This is a genomic window from Streptomyces sp. AA1529 (assembly GCF_000280905.1).
Classification (GTDB): domain Bacteria; phylum Actinomycetota; class Actinomycetes; order Streptomycetales; family Streptomycetaceae; genus Streptomyces.
Map to the genome: position 1 here is coordinate 78,658 of NZ_ALAP01000048.1, position 18,346 is coordinate 97,003.

Below are 18,346 nucleotides of genomic sequence, written 5' to 3' on the forward strand. Positions count from 1 at the left end.
TAACCGAATCAGCGTTTCAGCGCCCGACCGGACGACCAGCCGGCCCGACCAACACATCGGCGGGGCCGGACTGCCTCGTCCGGATCAGCGTCGCCGCCGGCCGCCCCGGGCAGAGCGGCCGTTCGCCCGGGCCGCCTTCTCGGCCTTGACCCGCCGTGCGGCGAAGCGCACCCCGCCGGGGCTCTCCCCGACTCTGGCGCGTACCACCGTCGAGGGCGGATCGATCAGCTCCTGGCCGATGTGCTCCACGGTCGTCTCCACGACCCCCAGCTTGTGCAACGCGTCCCGGGCTGTCCGCACCTCGTCCTCGGCGGTGTCGCCCTTGAGCGCCACCATCTCGCCGTACGGCCGCAGCAGCGGAACGCCCCAACCGGCCAGCCGGTCCAGCGGCGCCACCGCGCGGGCCGTCACCACGTGCACCGGCGTCAGCGTGCCCAGCATCTCCTCGGCCCGCCCGCGCAGCACCGTCACATGATCGAGCCCGAGCAGCTCGACGACTTCCTGGAGGAACGTCGTGCGGCGCAGCAGCGGCTCCAGCAGCGTGATCTCCAGATCCGGCCGCACCAACGCCAGCGGAATGCCGGGCAGCCCGGCACCCGAGCCGACATCGCACACCGTGACACCCTCGGGCACCACCTCGGAGAGCACCACACAGTTCAGCAGGTGCCGCTCCCACAGCCGCGGCACCTCGCGCGGGCCGAGCAGCCCGCGCCGCACTCCGGCATCCGCCAGCAGTTCCGCGTACCGTTCCACCGTACGGAGGCTGTCGCCGAACGCCCTGCGCGCCGCCTCGGGAGCGGGTGGCAGGCCCGGCTGCTCCTCCGGGGACTCCCCCGACTGCTGTGTCACGGGAGTACGACCACGCAGCGCTGCGGCTCCTCGCCCTCGGACTCGCTGCGCAGTCCGGCCGCCTTCACCGCGTCGTGCACGACCTTGCGCTCGAACGGCGTCATCGGGCGGAGCTTCACGGCCTCACCGCTGCTCTGGGCCTCCTGCGCCGCCTTCGCGCCCAGCTCCGCGAGCTCCTCGCGCTTCTGGGCCCGGAATCCGGCGATGTCCAGCATCAGCCGGCTGCGGTCGCCGGTCTCGCGGTGCACGGCGAGCCGGGTCAGCTCCTGGAGGGCCTCCAGGACCTCACCGTCCCGGCCCACCAGCTTCTGCAGGTCGCGGCCCGATCCCTCGCTGACCACCGACACCGCGGCGCGGTCGGCCTCGACGTCCATGTCGATGTCGCCGTCCAGGTCGGCGATGTCGAGCAGCCCCTCGAGGTAGTCGGCCGCGATCTCACCCTCCTGTTCCAGCCGGGTCAGGGTGTCGCTGTCGGCCTCGGTGCCTTCTGGCGCAGTCGTATCCGTCACGGCGGGGACTCCTTCGATGCTCACTTCTTGGAGGGGTGCTTGGGGCGCTGCGGGCCCTTGCGCTGGCCGGACTTCTTCTGGCCCGACTTCTGCTGCTGGCCTGCCGCCTTCGACCCGCCGCCCTGCTTCTGGCCGCCCTGCTTCTGGCCGGACTTCTGCTGGCCGGACTGGCCGGACTGCTTCTCGTTCGTCTTCGGTCCGGTCTTCTGCATGGACGTGGCGGCCGAGGTGGACTCGTCCTTGTCCGTGCTCGTGGCGACCGCGCCGCCGCCCTGACGCTGCGACTTGCTCTGCCGCTTCGGCTGCTGCCGCCGGACCCGGGCGGCCTCGGCGGCCTCGCGCGCCTCGACCTCCTTGGGGTCCTCCTTGAGCTTGCCCTGGGCGCGCAGCTTCTCCTGGCGCTCGTTGAAGGCGCGGGAGCCGGGGGTCGGGTTGCGCTTGATCACGAACATCTGCTGGCCCATCGTCCACACGTTGGTGGTCAGCCAGTAGATGAGGACACCGACGGGGAAGTTGATACCGAAGACGGCGAACATGATGGGGAAGACGTACATCAGCATCTTCTGCTGCTGCATGAACGGCGTCTTCACCGTCAGGTCGACGTTCTTGGTCATCAGCTGGCGCTGCGTGTAGAACTGCGACGCCGACATCAGAACGATCATGATGACCGTGACCACGCGGACGTCGGCCAACGAGGCGCCCAGCTCCTGCACCTTCTGGGCGCTGTCCATGAACTTGGCCGCGATCGGCGCGCCGAAGATCTGGGCGTTCCGGGCGCTGTCGACCTGATCGGCGTTGAGGACGCCCACCGGCTTGTTGTCGGCGATGTGCTGGAGGACCCGGAAGAGGGCGATGAAGAACGGCGACTGCGCGAGGATCGGCAGGCAGCTGGAGAGCGGGTTGGTGCCCGTCTCCTTGTAGAGCTTCATCATCTCTTCGCTCTGGCGCTGCTTGTCACTCTTGTAGCGCTCCTGGATCGCCTTCATCTTCGGCTGGAGCGCCTGCATGTTCCGCGTCGACTTGATCTGCTTGACGAAGAGCGGGATCAGGCAGATCCGGATCAGCACCACCAGGAAGAAGATGGACAGACCCCAGGCCCAGCCGCCGTCCGGGTCGAAGACCAGGCTGAACAGCGAATGGAACTGGACGATGATCCAGGAGACGGCTTTGTAGAGAGGACTCAGGATCGTGTCCACGAATCAGGCTCCTTGGGCGTTGGACTGGGTCCGGTGCTGCTGCCAGCGGGAGCGGATCCGCTGGTGCCATACCGGGTGCTTCCGGGCGGGGACATGGTCGACGCCACCGGGCGACCACGGATTGCAGCGCAGGATGCGCCAAGCCGTCAGGCCCGTTCCCTTCACGGCGCCATGACGGGCGATGGCCGTGTACCCGTAGTGGGAGCACGACGGGTAGTACCGGCACACCGGGCCGAGCATCGGACTGATGGTCCACTGGTACAGCTTGATCAACCACAGCAGCGGGTACTTCACTGAGCTCTCCCTCCCGGTTCGCGTCCGGGATTCCGGGGGCTGTCCCCCGTGGCGGCAGAGCGGTGAGGGGGCCCGTTGAGCAGCTTCCGCAGCGCGGCATCCAGATCGCGGGCCAGTTCCACGTGGTCCGCGTCCGCCGCACCGGGTTGCGCCCGTACGACAACCAGGCTACCGGGGGGCAGCAGGGACAGCCGGTCTCGCAGCAGATGCCGCAGCCGTCGCTTCACACGGTTACGGATCACCGCGTTGCCGACAGCCTTGCTCACGACGAAACCCGCACGCGGCGGGGGAACCTCTCCCCCCGGCGCGTGCGGGTCCGTTCGACTGCGTAGATGGACGACGAGAAGCGGGCGACCGGCCCTGCGTCCTCGGCGTACCGCAGCCGCGAAGTCCTCGCGCCGCCTCAGCCGGTTCTCGGTAGGCAGCACGTCATGGACCTGTGGTCGGGCTGCTCAGGCCGACAGGCGGGCGCGACCCTTGCTGCGGCGGTTCGCGACGATCGCGCGGCCGGCGCGGGTCCGCATGCGCAGCCGGAAGCCGTGGGTCTTCGCGCGGCGACGGTTGTTCGGCTGGAAGGTGCGCTTGCTCACTCGGGGGCTCCAGAGATGCTTGGTGTCCCACGCTCGCCGCAGGACTGGGTTCGGAAAGTCGACCGGCTGTCACCGTGCGCCCACGAGTAGCTCGCAACGCCCGAGTGTGCACCGCTTCATGATCGACCGGGAATCCCGTTTGATCTTGCCCATCGGAGGCAGGCGGCAGCAGCCGTCGACACTCGACCTGGTTACGGTACGCGTGCCCGCACCACCCGGTCAAACCGGGCCCGGCCACCCGCCCGGCGGCCACCCGGTGACGACTCGACTACTGCACTCGTGCACAGCCTGTGGACAACGACTTGAACGGGGCAGGTCCGCGTGACTACCGTGGCCGAACTTCCTTTCCTTCCCGACCGTCCCGAGAAACATGCATTCGTGGGACCGGGTCGGTCACCGGACGACCGTCACCCACCGAGTGACCCGTCACCCAGCGAGTGAGAGAGCGTGCCCCGTGGCTGACCTACCTGCCGATCTTGCCGCAGTGTGGCCACGGGTGCTGGAGCAGCTCCTGCGCGAGGGGCAGGGTGTCGAGGCGAAGGACCAGCGCTGGCTGCAGGACTGCCAGCCGCTCGTCCTGGTCTCCGGTACGGCTCTGCTCGGCGTACCGAACGAGTATGCGAAAGGGGTGCTGGAGGGCCGGCTCGCCCCGCTGATCACCGAGGCGCTCGGCCGCGAATGCCAGCAGCCCATCCGGCTGGCGATCACGGTGACAGGCCCGGCACCCGAGGCCGCCCCGCCCGCTCCCGCCATCCCCGCACCCACGCCGCCCCCGGAACAGCAGACCCCGCCCCCGCAGGCACAGCAGCCGCAGGCGCCCCAGCAGGTACCCCAGCAGCAGGGCCAGAGCCAGGGACCGGCGCAGCCGCAGGGGCAGGGGCAGGCCCATGCGCAGCAGGAGCGGTACGGCCAGGAGCGCTACCCCGACGAGCGCTACGAGCAGTACGACCAGTACGACGGCCGGGATGTCCCCGGTGCCCGCTCCGCGTACCCCTCGGACTACGCCCGCAGCGCCCTCCCCTCCAGCGGCCCCGGATCGCCCACCGCCCCGCCCGCGTCCTGGCAGCAGCCGCGCGAGCCGTACCCGCCCCAGCGGCACCGCTCCTACGACCCGCAGCAGGGCTACGAGCGGCAGCAGTCCTACGACCAGCAGCCGTACGAGCAGCAGGGCACCGGCTACGACTCCTCCCAGGGCTACGAGCGCGGCGGCGGCCAGGGCTATGAGCGCGGCGGTCAGGGCTACGACGGCGGTCCCGGCTACCAGGGCGGCCCGGCCGGGCAACGGAACCAGGGCTACGACCAGCAGTCGTTCGAGGGGTACGAGCCGCAGCACCAGCAGCGCCCCCGTCCCCAGGTGCCGCCCCAGGGCCGGCCCCCCGCGCCGCACTACGACAGTCCCGCACAGCTGCCGGCGCCCAGCGGAGCACCGGGGCCGCTGGCCGCGCAGCCCGCGCCCGCCACCGGACCCGGCGAGCCGACGGCGCGGCTGAACCCGAAGTACCTCTTCGACACCTTCGTGATCGGCGCCTCGAACCGGTTCGCGCACGCGGCGGCCGTCGCCGTGGCGGAGGCACCGGCCAAGGCGTACAACCCGCTGTTCATCTACGGCGAGTCCGGACTCGGCAAGACGCACCTGCTGCACGCGATCGGCCACTACGCGCGCAGCCTCTACCCCGGCACGCGGGTGCGCTATGTCAGCTCGGAGGAGTTCACCAACGAGTTCATCAACTCCATCCGGGACGGCAAGGCGGACGCCTTCCGCAAGCGCTACCGCGACATGGACATCCTGCTCGTCGACGACGTCCAGTTCCTGGCGGACAAGGAGTCGACGCAGGAGGAGTTCTTCCACACCTTCAACACCCTGCACAACGCCAACAAGCAGATCGTGCTCTCCAGCGACCGGCCGCCCAAGGCGCTGGAGACGCTCGAGGACCGGCTGCGCAACCGCTTCGAGTGGGGCCTGATCACCGACGTCCAGCCCCCCGAGCTGGAGACACGGATCGCGATCCTCCGCAAGAAGGCGGTACAGGAGCAGCTGAACGCGCCACCCGAGGTGCTGGAGTTCATCGCGTCGCGCATCTCGCGCAACATCCGGGAGCTGGAAGGCGCCCTGATCCGGGTGACGGCCTTCGCCAGCCTCAACCGGCAGCCGGTCGACCTCGGGCTGACCGAGATCGTGCTGAAGGACCTGATCCCCGGCGGCGAGGACGCGACACCGGAGATCACCGCACCCGCCATCATGGCCGCGACGGCGGACTACTTCGGGCTGACGGTGGACGACCTGTGCGGCTCTTCGCGCAGCCGGGTGCTGGTCACGGCGCGGCAGATCGCGATGTATCTGTGCCGGGAGCTGACCGACCTGTCGCTGCCGAAGATCGGCGGACAGTTCGGCGGCCGCGACCACACCACGGTGATGCATGCGGATCGCAAGATCCGCGCGCTGATGGCCGAGCGGCGCTCCATCTACAACCAGGTCACGGAGCTGACCAACCGCATCAAGAACGGCTGACGGCGGACTGCCGGTTGCCGGCGCCGCGGGGAGGCGGTAGCGGGCGGCCGCTGCCCCCTCTCCGCGGCGCCGACGGCGGCGTTCCCGGCCCCCGCACCGCTCCGGCACCCGCACCGCTCCGGCACCCGGCCTCCGAGACATGCCCGCGCCTCGGGAGCCGGCGGCAGGCCACGAGAGCCCCCAGCCCCCAGCCCTCGGCCCCGGCCGGCGCCTGCTCCCGCGCCCCGAGGCAGGACGAGGCACGGCGCGCACCCCTCCAGCGACGATGTCCCGGGGTCTCCCACACACGGCGCGAGGCCTCCCATGGACGTCCCGTGCCCCCCTCCGCACTCCGCTCCGCAGCCGGCCCGCAGCCGGCCCGCAGCCGGCCCGCAGCCGGCCCACAGCCGGCCCACAGCTGGGGACAACTCTCCGAAGGCTGCTCGCTGTTCGAATCGTGGCGTGCGAGGGGCTGGAATCCACAGCAGGGAGCGGTTTGCCGCTTCCACACCCTGGGGACTCTCCTCGTTGTCCCAAGGCCGTCCACAACCGCCCCGTCGTGAAGCCGGTTTGCCGAGGTCACTCGGTTGTGGACTTGTGGGCGCACGCTGTCCACATGGTGTGGAGGGGGCCGCGGCCCGGCGACGAGGCCAGCAAGTTGTCCACCGGCCGCCCACAGGATGCGGGATCTTATCCCCAGTGATCGGCCTCTTCTCCACAGAACTGTCCACTGTTCGGCAACTCAACGCGCCCGCTCACCGGTCCGAGTGAAAGCCGTCACATCCAGGGCGTGGTTTGGGCTGTGGGAAAGCCGGGGAAAGCTGTGGGCGGAGCTGTGGGGAAACCGCCCCTCCCTGTGGGCGGGGTGTGCAGAACTTTTCGTCGTCCACAGCGAGCCCCGCTTCCTCCACCGGTCCGCCCACAGGCGCGGTGGACAAAATTTCCCGGCTGAGCTGCGGAAACGTGCTTTTCCACCGTTTCCACAAGCCCTACTACTACGACCACACAGAGAGAGCCCGGGATTCGCTTCGAAGTGGGGGCTGTGCACAACTCGGCGCCGCGCGCTCCGGACCGCACCGCACCGACTTGACCCGCACCCGCGCCCGCTGTCAGTCGGGTACGTCAGACTGGTTCCCGGCAAAGCACGAGCAGAGGCAGCAGCAGGAGGCGGCTGAACGTGAAGATCCGGGTTGAACGCGATGTGCTCGCGGAGGCGGTGGCCTGGACGGCCAAGAGCCTCCCCGCCCGCCCGCCGGTGCCCGTGCTCGCGGGCCTGCTGTTGAAGGCGGACGACGGCACCCTGAGCCTCTCCGGCTTCGACTACGAGGTCTCGGCGCGGGTCTCGGTCGAGGCGGAGGTCGAGGAGGACGGCACGGTGCTGGTCTCCGGCCGGCTGCTGGCCGACATCTGCCGCGCCCTGCCCAACCGCCCCGTGGAGATCTCCACAGACGGGGTACGGGCGACCGTGGTCTGCGGCTCGTCGCGGTTCACCCTGCACACACTCCCTGTGGAGGAGTACCCGGCACTGCCCGAGATGCCGTCCGCGACCGGCACCGTCCCCGGCGAGGTCTTCGCGGCGGCGGCCCAGCAGGTCGCCATCGCGGCCGGACGGGACGACACCCTGCCGGTGCTCACCGGTGTGCGCATCGAGATCGAGGGCGACACCGTCACCCTGGCCTCCACCGACCGGTACCGCTTCGCGGTGCGCGAGTTCCTGTGGAAGCCCGAGACGCCGGACGCCTCGGCGGTCGCCCTGGTGCCCGCCAAGACGCTGCTGGACACGGCGAAGTCGCTGAACGGGGGCGACAGCGTCACGCTGGCGCTCTCCGGCTCCGGCTCCGGTGAGGGTCTGATCGGTTTCGAGGGCGCCGGGCGGCGGACGACGACCCGGCTGCTGGAGGGCGATCTGCCCAAGTACCGCACGCTCTTCCCCACGGAGTTCAACTCCGTCGCGGTGATCGAGACGGCACCGTTCGTGGAGGCCGTCAAGCGCGTGGCGCTCGTCGCCGAGCGGAACACCCCGGTGCGGCTGAGCTTCGAGCAGGGCGTGCTCACTCTGGAGGCCGGTTCCAGCGACGATGCACAGGCTGTGGAGAGGGTCGACGCCGACCTGGACGGCGACGACATCTCGATCGCCTTCAACCCGGGCTTCCTGCTGGAGGGGCTGAGCGCCATCGACTCGCCGGTGGCCCAGCTGTCGTTCACGACCTCGACCAAGCCCGCCCTGCTGAGCGGCCGGCCGGCCAAGGACGCCGAGGCGGACGAGGCGTACAAGTACCTGATCATGCCGGTCCGCCTCTCCGGCTGAGCGGACACCGCCCGAGGCCGCGCCCCGCGGCGGCCGGCGCGCACCGCACCGACGGCCGCACCGACGGCCGGGCCGGCGTCGGGGAGCCGCACGAGGGGCGCCGGTGACCGACCGTCGGCCCGGCGGTGCCGTGCGGCGGACGCGACCAGGCAGTGTGCGGCCCGGGCCCGGCCTCCGGCGGGCGCACACGGCGGGCGGGCGGTGCGCCCCGGGGCGTCGTACCGCCGCGCCGAACAGGGGTGCGGCAAGGCGTAGGGTCGAATGCGTACGAAACTGCGGAAACTCAGCTAAGGGGCAGTGATGGAGCTCGGTCTGGTCGGTCTCGGGAAGATGGGCGGGAACATGCGCGAGCGCATCCGCCGCGGGGGCCACACGGTCATCGGGTACGACCGGAATCCGGACATCTCCGATGTGGACAGCATCGAGGAGCTGGTGGGCTCGCTCAGCGCACCCCGCGTCGTGTGGGTGATGGTGCCGGCGGGCGCGGCGACCCAGTCGACCGTCGACCAGCTCGCCGAGCTGCTCTCGCCCGGTGACCTGGTGGTGGACGGCGGCAACTCGCGCTGGACCGACGACGAGAAGCACGCCGAGGAGCTCCGGGCCCGGCGGATCGGGTTCGTGGACTGCGGCGTCTCCGGCGGCGTGTGGGGCCTGGAGAACGGCTACGCGCTGATGTACGGCGGCTCCGACGAGGACGTGGCGAAGGTGCAGCCGGTCTTCGACGCGCTCAAGCCCGCGGGCGAGTTCGGCTCGGTGCACGCGGGGAAGGTCGGTGCGGGCCACTTCGCGAAGATGGTCCACAACGGCATCGAGTACGCGATGATGCAGTCCTTCGCGGAGGGCTGGGAGCTGCTGGAGGCCGCGGACTCGGTCACCGACGTGCGCGAGGTCTTCCGCTCCTGGCAGGAGGGCACCGTCATCCGCTCCTGGCTGCTGGACCTGGCCGTCAAGGCGCTGGACAGCGACGAGCACCTGGACGCGCTGCGTGGCTACGCGGCGGACTCCGGCGAGGGCCGCTGGACGGTGGAGGCCGCGATCGACAAGGCGGTGCCGCTGCCGGCGATCACCGCGTCGCTGTTCGCGCGGTTCTCCTCCCGGCAGGAGGACTCCCCGCAGATGAAGATGATCGCCGCGCTGCGCAACCAGTTCGGCGGGCACGCGGTCACGGCCGCGGACAAGGCCGGTGAGAAGGGCGCGGACGCACCGGGTGCCGACGTCACGCCGCCCGCGGGAGGCTGACGCCGGCCGATGCACGTCACGCATCTCTCGCTCGCCGACTTCCGCTCGTACACCCGGGCCGAGGTGCCGCTGGCCCCGGGTGTGACGGCGTTCCTCGGGCCGAACGGCCAGGGCAAGACGAATCTGGTGGAGGCCGTCGGCTATCTCGCCACGCTGGGCAGCCACCGGGTCTCGGCGGACGCGCCGCTGGTGCGGCAGGGTGCCGAGCGCGCCGTGGTCCGTGCCGTGGTGCGGCAGGACGAACGCGAGCAGCGGATCGAACTGGAGCTGAATCCGGGCCGCGCCAACCGGGCGCGGATCAACCGCTCGTCGCAGGTGCGGCCCCGGGATGTGCTGGGCATCCTGCGCACGGTGCTGTTCGCGCCGGAGGACCTGACGCTGGTCAAGGGCGACCCGGGCGAGCGCCGCCGCTTCGTGGACGAGCTGGTGACGGCCCGTGCGCCGCGGATGGCGGGGGTGCGGTCGGACTACGAGCGGGTGCTCAAGCAGCGCAACAGCCTGCTGAAGTCGGCAGCGATGGCCCGGCGGCACGGCGGACGCGGGGTGGACCTGTCCACGCTGGACGTGTGGGACCAGCATCTGGCGCGGGTCGGCGCGGAGTTGCTGGCGCAGCGGCTGGATCTGCTGGCGGTGCTGGGGCCGCTGGCCGACAAGGCGTACGAGCGGCTGGCGCCGGGCGGCGGCCCGGTGGCGCTGGCGTACCGGGGGCCGGTGACGGGCGCGTCCCGGGAGGAGCTGTACGCGGGGCTGGTGGCGGCGCTGGGCGAGGCGCGCAAGCAGGAGATCGAGCGCGGGGTGACGCTGGTGGGCCCGCACCGTGACGATGTGCTGCTGCGGCTGGGCGAGTTGCCGGCGAAGGGGTACGCCAGTCACGGGGAGTCCTGGTCGTATGCGCTGGCGCTGCGGCTGGCCGCCTACGAGCTGCTCAAGAGCGAGGGGCATGAGCCGGTGCTGGTGCTGGACGACGTCTTCGCCGAGCTGGACAGCAGGCGCCGGGCCCGGCTGGCGGAGCTGGTGGCTCCGGCCGAGCAGGTGCTGGTGACCGCGGCCGTGCCGGAGGATGTGCCGGGCGTGCTGGCGGGCGCCCGGTTCGCGGTGGCCGACGGGGAGGTGGCGCCGCTGTGAGCGAGCAGCCGGAGGCGGTGGGCCGGCCCCCCGAGCAGGGCGGTATGGGCGGTACGGGTGAACGGAGCGAGCCGGCCGGTGCGCCGCCCGCGCCGAGCGGGGTGGATCTGGCGCGGGTCGCGCTGCGTGCGGCCAAGGAGCAGGCGCGGGCGCGGGGTGCCGAGGCGCAGCAGCGCCGGCAGGCCCGCCGGGGCGGCGGGCTGCGTTCGGGTGCGCGGCGCGACGGGCGGGATCCGCTGCCGCTGGGTGCCGCCGTCAGCAGGCTGATCGCGGAGCGCGGCTGGGAGACCCCGGCGGCGGTCGGCGGGGTGATGGGGCGCTGGCCGCAGCTGGTGGGCCAGGAGGTGGCGCAGCACTGCGAGCCGCAGCGGTACGACGAGGAGGAGCGCACGCTGCTGGTGCGCTGTGACTCGACGGCCTGGGCGACGCAGCTGCGGCTGCTGGCGCCGCGGCTGGTGGCGCGGCTGAACGAGGACCTCGGCCAGGGCACCGTGCGGATGATCAAGGTGCGGGGTCCGGAGGCCCCGCGCAAGGGGTACGGACCGCTGCGGGCGCCCGGCAGCAGGGGTCCGGGCGACACGTACGGGTGAGCTCGTGAGCGGCCCGGTCGCGGTGTGTGTACGGAGTGGAACAGCCGGATACGGATCGAAGCGCTCAGTGCCACTGTGAGGCTCCTGGCCCCCCGGTCCAGATATGGGGAGTCGATGGACGCCAGTTCAGGGCGCCACATGTGGACTCAGGCACCGGCAAACCCCCATTCACGTTGCGGCCACCGGTACACTGGGGGACTACCGCACCGTTGCGGAACATGTCGAACGACGCAGCCGCTCCGCCTTGCCTTGGAGACGGCCTGTGCTGTGCCAGAAAGGGCGCTTCGTGGCCGATTCCGGCGATCTCAACGAGAACGACAACCCGACTCCGCCGCAGTCCGCGGAGGAACCCCCGAACCACGGCGAGGGCGCCGGTCCGGACCCCGCGGGCGGCGGCGCTGCCGCGGCGTCGTCCGGCGCCGGGGTGCCGTCGTACGACGCGAGCGCGATCACCGTCCTGGAGGGGCTGGACGCGGTCCGCAAGCGCCCCGGTATGTACATCGGTTCGACCGGTGAGCGTGGCCTTCATCACCTGGTGTACGAGGTGGTCGACAACTCGGTCGACGAGGCGCTCGCCGGGCACGCGGACACCATCGACGTGGCGCTGCTCGCCGACGGCGGGGTGCGCGTGACCGACAACGGGCGCGGCATCCCGGTGGGCATCATCCCCTCGGAGGGGAAGCCGGCCGTCGAGGTCGTGCTGACGGTGCTGCACGCGGGCGGCAAGTTCGGCGGCGGCGGCTACGCGGTCTCCGGCGGTCTGCACGGCGTGGGCGTCTCCGTGGTGAACGCGCTGTCCAGCAAGGTCGCCGTGGAGGTCAGTACCGACGGCTACCGCTGGACGCAGGACTACAAGCTGGGCGCCCCGACGGCTCCGCTGTCGCAGAACGAGGCCACGGACGAGACCGGCACCGTGGTCACCTTCTGGGCCGACGGGGACATCTTCGAGACGACGGACTACTCCTTCGAGACGCTCTCGCGGCGGTTCCAGGAGATGGCGTTCCTCAACAAGGGGCTGACCATCTCGCTGACGGACGAGCGCGAGGGCCACGTCGACGAGGAGGGCCGGCCCAACACGGTCCGGTACCACTACGAGGGCGGTATCGCGGACTTCGTCCGCTACCTGAACTCGCGCAAGGGCGAACTGGTCCACGACACGGTGATCTACTTCGAGGCCGAGGACGCGGAGCGGATGCTCTCGGTCGAGATCGCGATGCAGTGGAACAGCCAGTACAGCGAGGGGGTGTACTCCTTCGCGAACACGATCCACACCCACGAGGGCGGCACCCACGAGGAGGGCTTCCGGGCCGCGCTGACCGGGCTGATCAACCGCTATGCGCGGGACCGCAGGCTGCTGCGCGAGAAGGACGACAACCTCACCGGCGAGGACATCCGCGAGGGCCTGACCGCGATCATCTCGGTCAAGCTGGGTGAGCCGCAGTTCGAGGGCCAGACGAAGACGAAGCTGGGCAACACCGAGGCCAAGACCTTCGTCCAGAAGATCGTCCACGAGTATCTGACCGACTGGCTGGACCGGAACCCCAACGAGGCCGCGGACATCATCCGCAAGGGCATCCAGGCGGCCACGGCGCGGGTCGCCGCGCGCAAGGCGCGGGACCTGACCCGGCGCAAGGGGCTGCTGGAGACGGCGTCGCTGCCGGGCAAGCTCTCGGACTGCCAGTCCAACGACCCGGTGAAGTGCGAGATCTTCATCGTGGAGGGCGACTCGGCGGGCGGTTCGGCCAAGTCGGGCCGGGACCCGGAGTACCAGGCCATCCTGCCGATCCGCGGCAAGATCCTGAACGTGGAGAAGGCGCGGATCGACAAGGTCCTGCAGAACGCCGAGGTGCAGGCGCTGATCTCGGCGTTCGGCACGGGTGTGCACGAGGACTTCGCCATCGAGAAGCTCCGCTACCACAAGATCATTCTGATGGCGGACGCCGACGTCGACGGCCAGCACATCAACACGCTGCTGCTGACCCTGCTCTTCCGCTTCATGCGGCCGCTGGTGGAGGCCGGGCACGTCTTCCTGTCCCAGCCGCCGCTCTACAAGATCAAGTGGAGTCGGGACGAGTACCAGTACGCGTACTCCGACCCGGAGCGCGACAGCCTCATCCAGCTCGGCCGCGAGCAGGGCAAGCGCATCAAGGACGACTCGGTGCAGCGCTTCAAGGGTCTGGGCGAGATGAACGCGGACGAGCTGCGCACCACCACCATGGACATCGAGCACCGCGTCCTGCGCCAGGTGACGCTGGACGACGCGGCCGCGGCCGACGACCTGTTCTCCATCCTGATGGGGGAGGACGTCGAAGCCCGCCGCTCGTTCATCCAGCGCAACGCCAAGGACGTCCGCTTCCTCGACATCTGACGTCGGCCCCTGGCCGCCGCGCCGGGACCCGAAGCGCCGCACACAGACAAGGACTTGATCTTTCACCATGGCCGACGAGACCCCCACCACACCCGAGCCGACGCCCGAGAACGCCCCCGCGCCCGACAGCGCGCTGGTGGACACCGAGGCGGGTGCCCGCGTCGAGCCCGTCAGCCTCGAGACGGAGATGCAGCGCTCCTACCTCGACTACGCGATGAGCGTGATCGTGAGCCGCGCGCTGCCCGACATCCGGGACGGCCTCAAGCCGGTGCACCGGCGGGTGCTGTACGCGATGTACGACGGCGGGTACCGCCCCGAGAAGGGCTACTACAAGTGCGCCCGCGTCGTCGGCGACGTCATGGGCACCTACCACCCGCACGGTGACACCTCGATCTACGACGCGCTGGTGCGGCTGGCGCAGCCCTGGTCGATGCGGATGCCGCTGGTCGACTCCAACGGCAACTTCGGCTCGCCGGGCAACGACCCGGCCGCCGCCATGCGGTACACCGAGTGCAAGATGGCGCCGCTGGCCATGGAGATGCTCCGGGACATCGACGAGGAGACCGTCGACTTCCAGGACAACTACGACGGCCGCAACCAGGAGCCGACGGTCCTGCCGGCCCGCTTCCCCAACCTGCTGATCAACGGCTCCGCCGGGATCGCCGTCGGGATGGCCACCAACATTCCGCCGCACAACCTGCGGGAGGTGGCCGCGGGCGCCCAGTGGTTCCTCGACCATCCCGAGGCCTCCAACGAGGAGCTGCTCGAAGCCCTCATCGAGCGGATCAAGGGCCCGGACTTCCCCAGCGGCGCCCTGGTGGTGGGCCGCAAGGGGATCGAGGAGGCGTACCGCACCGGGCGCGGCTCGATCACCATGCGGGCCGTGGTGGAGGTCGAGGAGATCCACGGCCGTCAGTGCCTGGTCGTCACGGAGCTGCCCTACCAGGTCAACCCGGACAACCTCGCGCTGAAGATCGCCGACCTGGTCAAGGACGGCCGGATCGGCGGGATCGCCGACGTCCGGGACGAGACCTCGTCGCGGACCGGGCAGCGTCTGGTCATCGTCCTGAAGCGGGACGCGGTCGCCAAGGTCGTCCTCAACAACCTCTACAAGCACACCGATCTGCAGACCAACTTCGGCGCGAACATGCTCGCGCTGGTCGAGGGCGTGCCGCGCACCCTGTCGCTGGACGCCTTCATCCGGCACTGGGTCGCGCACCAGATCGACGTCATCGTGCGCCGTACCCGCTACCGGCTGCGCAAGGCCGAGGAGCGCGCCCACATCCTGCGCGGTCTGCTCAAGGCGCTGGACGCGATCGACGAGGTCATCGCCCTGATCCGGCGCAGCCAGACCGTCGACGAGGCCCGCGGGGGCCTGATGGGGCTGCTGGCCATCGACGAGATCCAGGCCAACGCGATCCTGGAGATGCAGCTCCGCCGGCTGGCCGCGCTGGAGCGGCAGAAGATCACCGCCGAGCACGACGAACTCCAGCTCAAGATCGACGAGTACAACGCGATCCTCGCCTCGCCCGAGCGGCAGCGGCAGATCATCGGTCAGGAGATGGGCCAGATCGTCGACAAGTACGGCGACGACCGGCGCACCAAGCTGATCCCCTTCGAGGGCGACATGTCCATCGAGGACCTGATCGCCGAGGAGGACATCGTCGTCACGATCACCCGTGGCGGCTACGTCAAGCGCACCAAGACCGACGACTACCGGGCGCAGAAACGCGGCGGGAAGGGGGTGCGCGGGACGAAGCTGAAGGAGGACGACATCGTCGACCACTTCTTCGTCTCGACCACCCACCACTGGGTGCTGTTCTTCACCAACAAGGGCCGCGTCTACCGGGCCAAGGCGTACGAGCTGCCGGACGCCGGCCGCGAGGCGCGCGGCCAGCACGTGGCCAATCTGCTGGCCTTCCAGCCCGACGAGCAGATCGCCGAGATCCTCGCCATCCGGGACTACGACGCCACCCCCTACCTGGTGCTGGCCACCAAGTCGGGGCTGGTCAAGAAGACCCCGCTGAAGGATTACGACTCGCCCCGCTCGGGCGGCGTCATCGCGATCAACCTCCGTGAGATGGCGGACGGCCGCGACGACGAACTGATCGGCGCCGAACTGGTCTCGTCCGACGACGATCTGCTGCTGGTGAGCAGGAAGGCGCAGTCGATCCGCTTCACCGCGACCGACGAGGCGCTGCGTCCGATGGGCCGGGCCACTTCCGGTGTCAAGGGGATGAGTTTCCGCGAGGACGACGAACTCCTCTCGATGAATGTCGTGCGGGCGGGTACGTTCGTCTTCACGGCGACCGACGGCGGGTACGCGAAGCGGACGGACGTGGACGACTACCGGGTCCAGGGCCGCGGCGGGCTCGGCATCAAGGCCGCCAAGATCGTGGAGGACCGGGGATCGCTGGTCGGCGCGCTGGTGGTCGAGGAGACGGACGAGATCCTCGCCATCACGCTCGGCGGCGGGGTGATCCGCACGCGGGTCAACGAGGTGAGGGAGACCGGCCGTGACACCATGGGCGTTCAACTGATCAACCTGGGCAAGAAGGACGCGGTGGTCGGCGTCGCACGCAACGCCGAGGCCGGTCGCGAGGCCGAGGAAGTGGAGGCCGCGGCGGGTACCCCCGACGAGGGGGAGCAGCAGGACGCGCCCGACCCGGATGACGACTAGGACAACTAGGAGCAGGGCGTGAGTGGTGCTCAGCCGCAGCCGAAGGCGCAGCCGCAGGCAAAGCCCCCGTCCCCGGCCCAGCCGCAGACCGAGCAGCAGCCGCACCGGCCGCCGCAGGCGTATCCGTCTCCGGACGCGGGCCGGGCCGGCCCGTCGGACCGGCCGGAGCACTCCGGCCGGTCCGGGGGCTCCGACACCGTGCGCAAGCCCCGTACCGGGGCGCGCACGGTGCCGCGGACGCGCAAGGCCCGGCTGCGGGTGGCCAAGGCCGACCCGTGGTCGGTGATGAAGGTCAGCTTCCTGCTGGCGGTGGCGCTGGGGGTCTGCACCATCGTGGCGATCGCGGTGCTGTGGATGGTGATGGACGCGATGGGCGTCTTCTCCAGCATCGGCGGCACGGTCAGCGAGGCCACCAGCGCCGAGGGCAGCAGCGGCTTCGACCTGGAGACGTTCCTCTCGCTGCCCCGCGTCCTGCTCTTCACCTCCCTGATCGCCGTGATCAACGTCGTGCTGGCCACCGCGCTGGCCACGCTGGCGGCGTTCGTCTACAACCTCTCGGCCGGCTTCGTCGGCGGTGTCGAGCTCACCCTGGCGGAGGACGAGTAGGCCCCGCCGCGGTCCCGCTCCGGCTGCCCGGGAACCGATTTGGGACCACGGCTGAAGTGCGCTAACCTTTCTGTGCAGCGCGCGGCTATAGCTCAGACGGTTAGAGCGCTTCCCTGATAAGGAAGAGGCCCCAGGTTCAAGTCCTGGTAGCCGCACAGCGACGGAAGGCCCGGCCCCTCGGAAGAGGCGCCGGGCCTTCCGCTTTTCGGCTCCGCGCCGGCGCCGTACTGCGCTGTTCGCCGGCTCCGGCCGGGATCGCGCGGAGGGCGCGTGAGCGGGACCGCACGCCGCGGACGTTTGGTGCCGCTCCTGTTCTGGTACCGGTAGCCCCGTCCTGCTGTCGGCGCCGCCGGGCGCCTCCTGGCGAGCGGAGCGCTGCGATGACCGGATCCGACCCGGAGCCCGAACCGGGACCCGAGCCCGAACCGGAGCCGGAGACCGAATCCGAACCGGAGCCGGAGCCGGAGACCGAACCGGGAACCGGCACCGAGCCCGGGCCGGAGTCCGGCCGGGAGGCGGCCTCCGCGGGGGCTGAGGCCGCCGCGGGGCGGCTGCCCACCGGGCCGCCGCATCCGCGCAGCGGGACGCTCGGTCAGACGCTCAAGCGGACAGCGGCCGAGTTCAAGGAGGACGGCCTCGCCGACGTGGCCGCGGCGCTCACCTACTACGCCGTGCTGTCGGTCTTCCCCGCACTGATCGCGCTGGTCTCGCTGGTCAGTCTGGTGATGAGCCGCGAGAAGATCGTCGAGACGCTGAACGACCTGGTCGACACGGTCGGTCCGGCGTCCGCCGCCGAGACGTTCAAGAAGCCGATCGAGTCCATGGCGTCCGGCTCCGGCGCCCCGTCGGTGCTGCTGGTCGTCGGGGTCCTGGGCGCGCTGTGGACGGCGTCGGGGTACGTCGGCGCCTTCGTCCGGGCCTCGAACGTCATCTACGAGGTGCCGGAGGGCCGCCCCTTCCGCACGCTGCGCCCGGTGCAGCTGCTGGTGACGGCGGCCGCGGTGCTGCTCCTGGCGGTGGTGCTGGTCGGGTTGGTGGTCAGCGGCCCGGTGGCGGAGTCGGCCGGGCGGGCACTGGGCGTCGGGCATGCGGCGGTGACCGCCTGGGAGTGGGCCAAATGGCCGGTGCTGGTGCCGGCCGTCGTGGCGATCGTCGCCGGGCTGTACTACGCCGCGCCCAACGTGCGGCTGCCCGGGCCCTCCTCGGTGCTGCCGGGGGCCGTGCTGGCGCTCGGGGTCTGGCTGGTGGCCTCGGCGGGCTTCGCGTTCTACGCGGCGAACTTCGGGTCGTACAACGAGACCTACGGGGCGCTCGGCGGGGTCGTGGTCTTCCTGGTGTGGCTGTGGCTGACCAATCTCGCTGTCGTGCTCGGTGCCGAGTTCAACGCCGAGCGGGAGCGCGGCCGGCAACTGGCGGCCGGGGTGCCGGGGGCCGAGCGGCGGATCCAGCTGGCGGAGCGCTCCGCCGCCGCGCGGAAGAAGCGCGCGCGGACCGTCTGAGGCCG

14 protein-coding genes, 1 tRNA gene and 1 pseudogene are annotated in these 18,346 nt (G+C 70.8%); 10 read left to right on the plus strand and 6 right to left on the minus strand.

The features are described 5' to 3' along the window. Positions 1-84: 84 nt before the first annotated feature. The 6 genes and pseudogenes from rsmG to rpmH form a co-directional block, all read right to left on the minus strand. Entirely contained in the window at positions 85-849 is a 765-nt protein-coding gene (gene rsmG, locus A949_RS0114545) for a 16S rRNA (guanine(527)-N(7))-methyltransferase RsmG (RefSeq protein ID WP_019356748.1), read from the minus strand. Beyond that, entirely contained in the window at positions 846-1,358 is a 513-nt protein-coding gene (locus tag A949_RS0114550) for a Jag family protein (protein WP_019356749.1), read from the minus strand. Before A949_RS0114550 ends, rsmG begins: the two co-directional genes overlap by 4 nt. A gap of 20 nt (positions 1,359-1,378) precedes the next feature. Further along, the gene (gene yidC, locus A949_RS0114555) at positions 1,379-2,554 is read right to left on the minus strand and encodes a membrane protein insertase YidC (RefSeq protein WP_019356750.1); all 1,176 of its coding nucleotides are present in this window, start codon (positions 2,552-2,554) and stop codon (positions 1,379-1,381) included. A 3-nt stretch (positions 2,555-2,557) separates the two neighbouring features. Beyond that, positions 2,558-2,848 (minus strand): membrane protein insertion efficiency factor YidD, encoded by a 291-nt coding sequence (gene yidD, locus A949_RS0114560; protein ID WP_019356751.1) that lies wholly within the window; start codon positions 2,846-2,848, stop codon positions 2,558-2,560. A 71-nt stretch (positions 2,849-2,919) separates the two neighbouring features. After that, positions 2,920-3,276 (minus strand): annotated as a pseudogene (rnpA, locus tag A949_RS36520) (ribonuclease P protein component); the annotation flags it as partial. A 24-nt stretch (positions 3,277-3,300) separates the two neighbouring features. Then, complete coding sequence (gene rpmH, locus A949_RS0114570) at positions 3,301-3,438, minus strand: 50S ribosomal protein L34 (RefSeq protein WP_016906158.1); 138 nt, start codon at positions 3,436-3,438, stop codon at positions 3,301-3,303. Positions 3,439-3,892: 454 nt separating this feature from the next. Between rpmH and dnaA the strand changes: the two genes are divergently transcribed. The 10 genes from dnaA to A949_RS0114620 all read left to right on the plus strand — a co-directional run bounded on the left by dnaA (position 3,893) and on the right by A949_RS0114620 (position 18,341). Beyond that, the gene (gene dnaA / locus A949_RS0114575; protein ID WP_037706415.1) at positions 3,893-5,947 is read left to right on the plus strand and encodes a chromosomal replication initiator protein DnaA; all 2,055 of its coding nucleotides are present in this window, start codon (positions 3,893-3,895) and stop codon (positions 5,945-5,947) included. A gap of 1,156 nt (positions 5,948-7,103) precedes the next feature. Further along, entirely contained in the window at positions 7,104-8,234 is a 1,131-nt protein-coding gene (gene dnaN, locus A949_RS0114580) for a DNA polymerase III subunit beta (RefSeq protein WP_019356754.1), read from the plus strand. A 300-nt stretch (positions 8,235-8,534) separates the two neighbouring features. After that, complete coding sequence (gnd, locus tag A949_RS0114585) at positions 8,535-9,473, plus strand: phosphogluconate dehydrogenase (NAD(+)-dependent, decarboxylating) (protein WP_019356755.1); 939 nt, start codon at positions 8,535-8,537, stop codon at positions 9,471-9,473. A gap of 9 nt (positions 9,474-9,482) precedes the next feature. Continuing rightward, entirely contained in the window at positions 9,483-10,598 is a 1,116-nt protein-coding gene (recF, locus tag A949_RS0114590) for a DNA replication/repair protein RecF (protein WP_019356756.1), read from the plus strand. After that, a complete protein-coding gene (locus A949_RS0114595) occupies positions 10,595-11,188 on the plus strand; it encodes a DciA family protein (RefSeq protein ID WP_019356757.1) in 594 nt (197 codons plus the stop codon). Before recF ends, A949_RS0114595 begins: the two co-directional genes overlap by 4 nt. A gap of 262 nt (positions 11,189-11,450) precedes the next feature. Next, positions 11,451-13,556, plus strand: coding sequence for a DNA topoisomerase (ATP-hydrolyzing) subunit B (gene gyrB / locus A949_RS0114600; protein ID WP_019356758.1), 2,106 nt, complete (start codon positions 11,451-11,453; stop codon positions 13,554-13,556). A gap of 67 nt (positions 13,557-13,623) precedes the next feature. Then, entirely contained in the window at positions 13,624-16,236 is a 2,613-nt protein-coding gene (gene gyrA, locus A949_RS0114605) for a DNA gyrase subunit A (RefSeq protein WP_019356759.1), read from the plus strand. Between the two features lie 18 nt (positions 16,237-16,254). Then, positions 16,255-16,842, plus strand: coding sequence for a DUF3566 domain-containing protein (locus A949_RS0114610; protein ID WP_019356760.1), 588 nt, complete (start codon positions 16,255-16,257; stop codon positions 16,840-16,842). A gap of 81 nt (positions 16,843-16,923) precedes the next feature. After that, positions 16,924-16,997: transfer RNA gene (locus tag A949_RS0114615), tRNA-Ile, on the plus strand. Between the two features lie 225 nt (positions 16,998-17,222). Further along, a complete protein-coding gene (locus A949_RS0114620) occupies positions 17,223-18,341 on the plus strand; it encodes a YihY/virulence factor BrkB family protein (RefSeq protein WP_019356761.1) in 1,119 nt (372 codons plus the stop codon). Positions 18,342-18,346: the final 5 nt, after the last annotated feature.

Bases quoted from the DNA above. Each gene is read 5' to 3' on its own strand.
- gnd (WP_019356755.1), top strand. From the start codon at position 8,535: ATGGAGCTCGGTCTGGTCGGTCTCGGGAAGATGGGCGGGAACATGCGC.
- recF (WP_019356756.1), top strand. From the start codon at position 9,483: ATGCACGTCACGCATCTCTCGCTCGCCGACTTCCGCTCGTACACCCGG.
- gyrA (WP_019356759.1), top strand. From the start codon at position 13,624: ATGGCCGACGAGACCCCCACCACACCCGAGCCGACGCCCGAGAACGCC.
- A949_RS0114620 (WP_019356761.1), top strand. From the start codon at position 17,223: ATGACCGGATCCGACCCGGAGCCCGAACCGGGACCCGAGCCCGAACCG.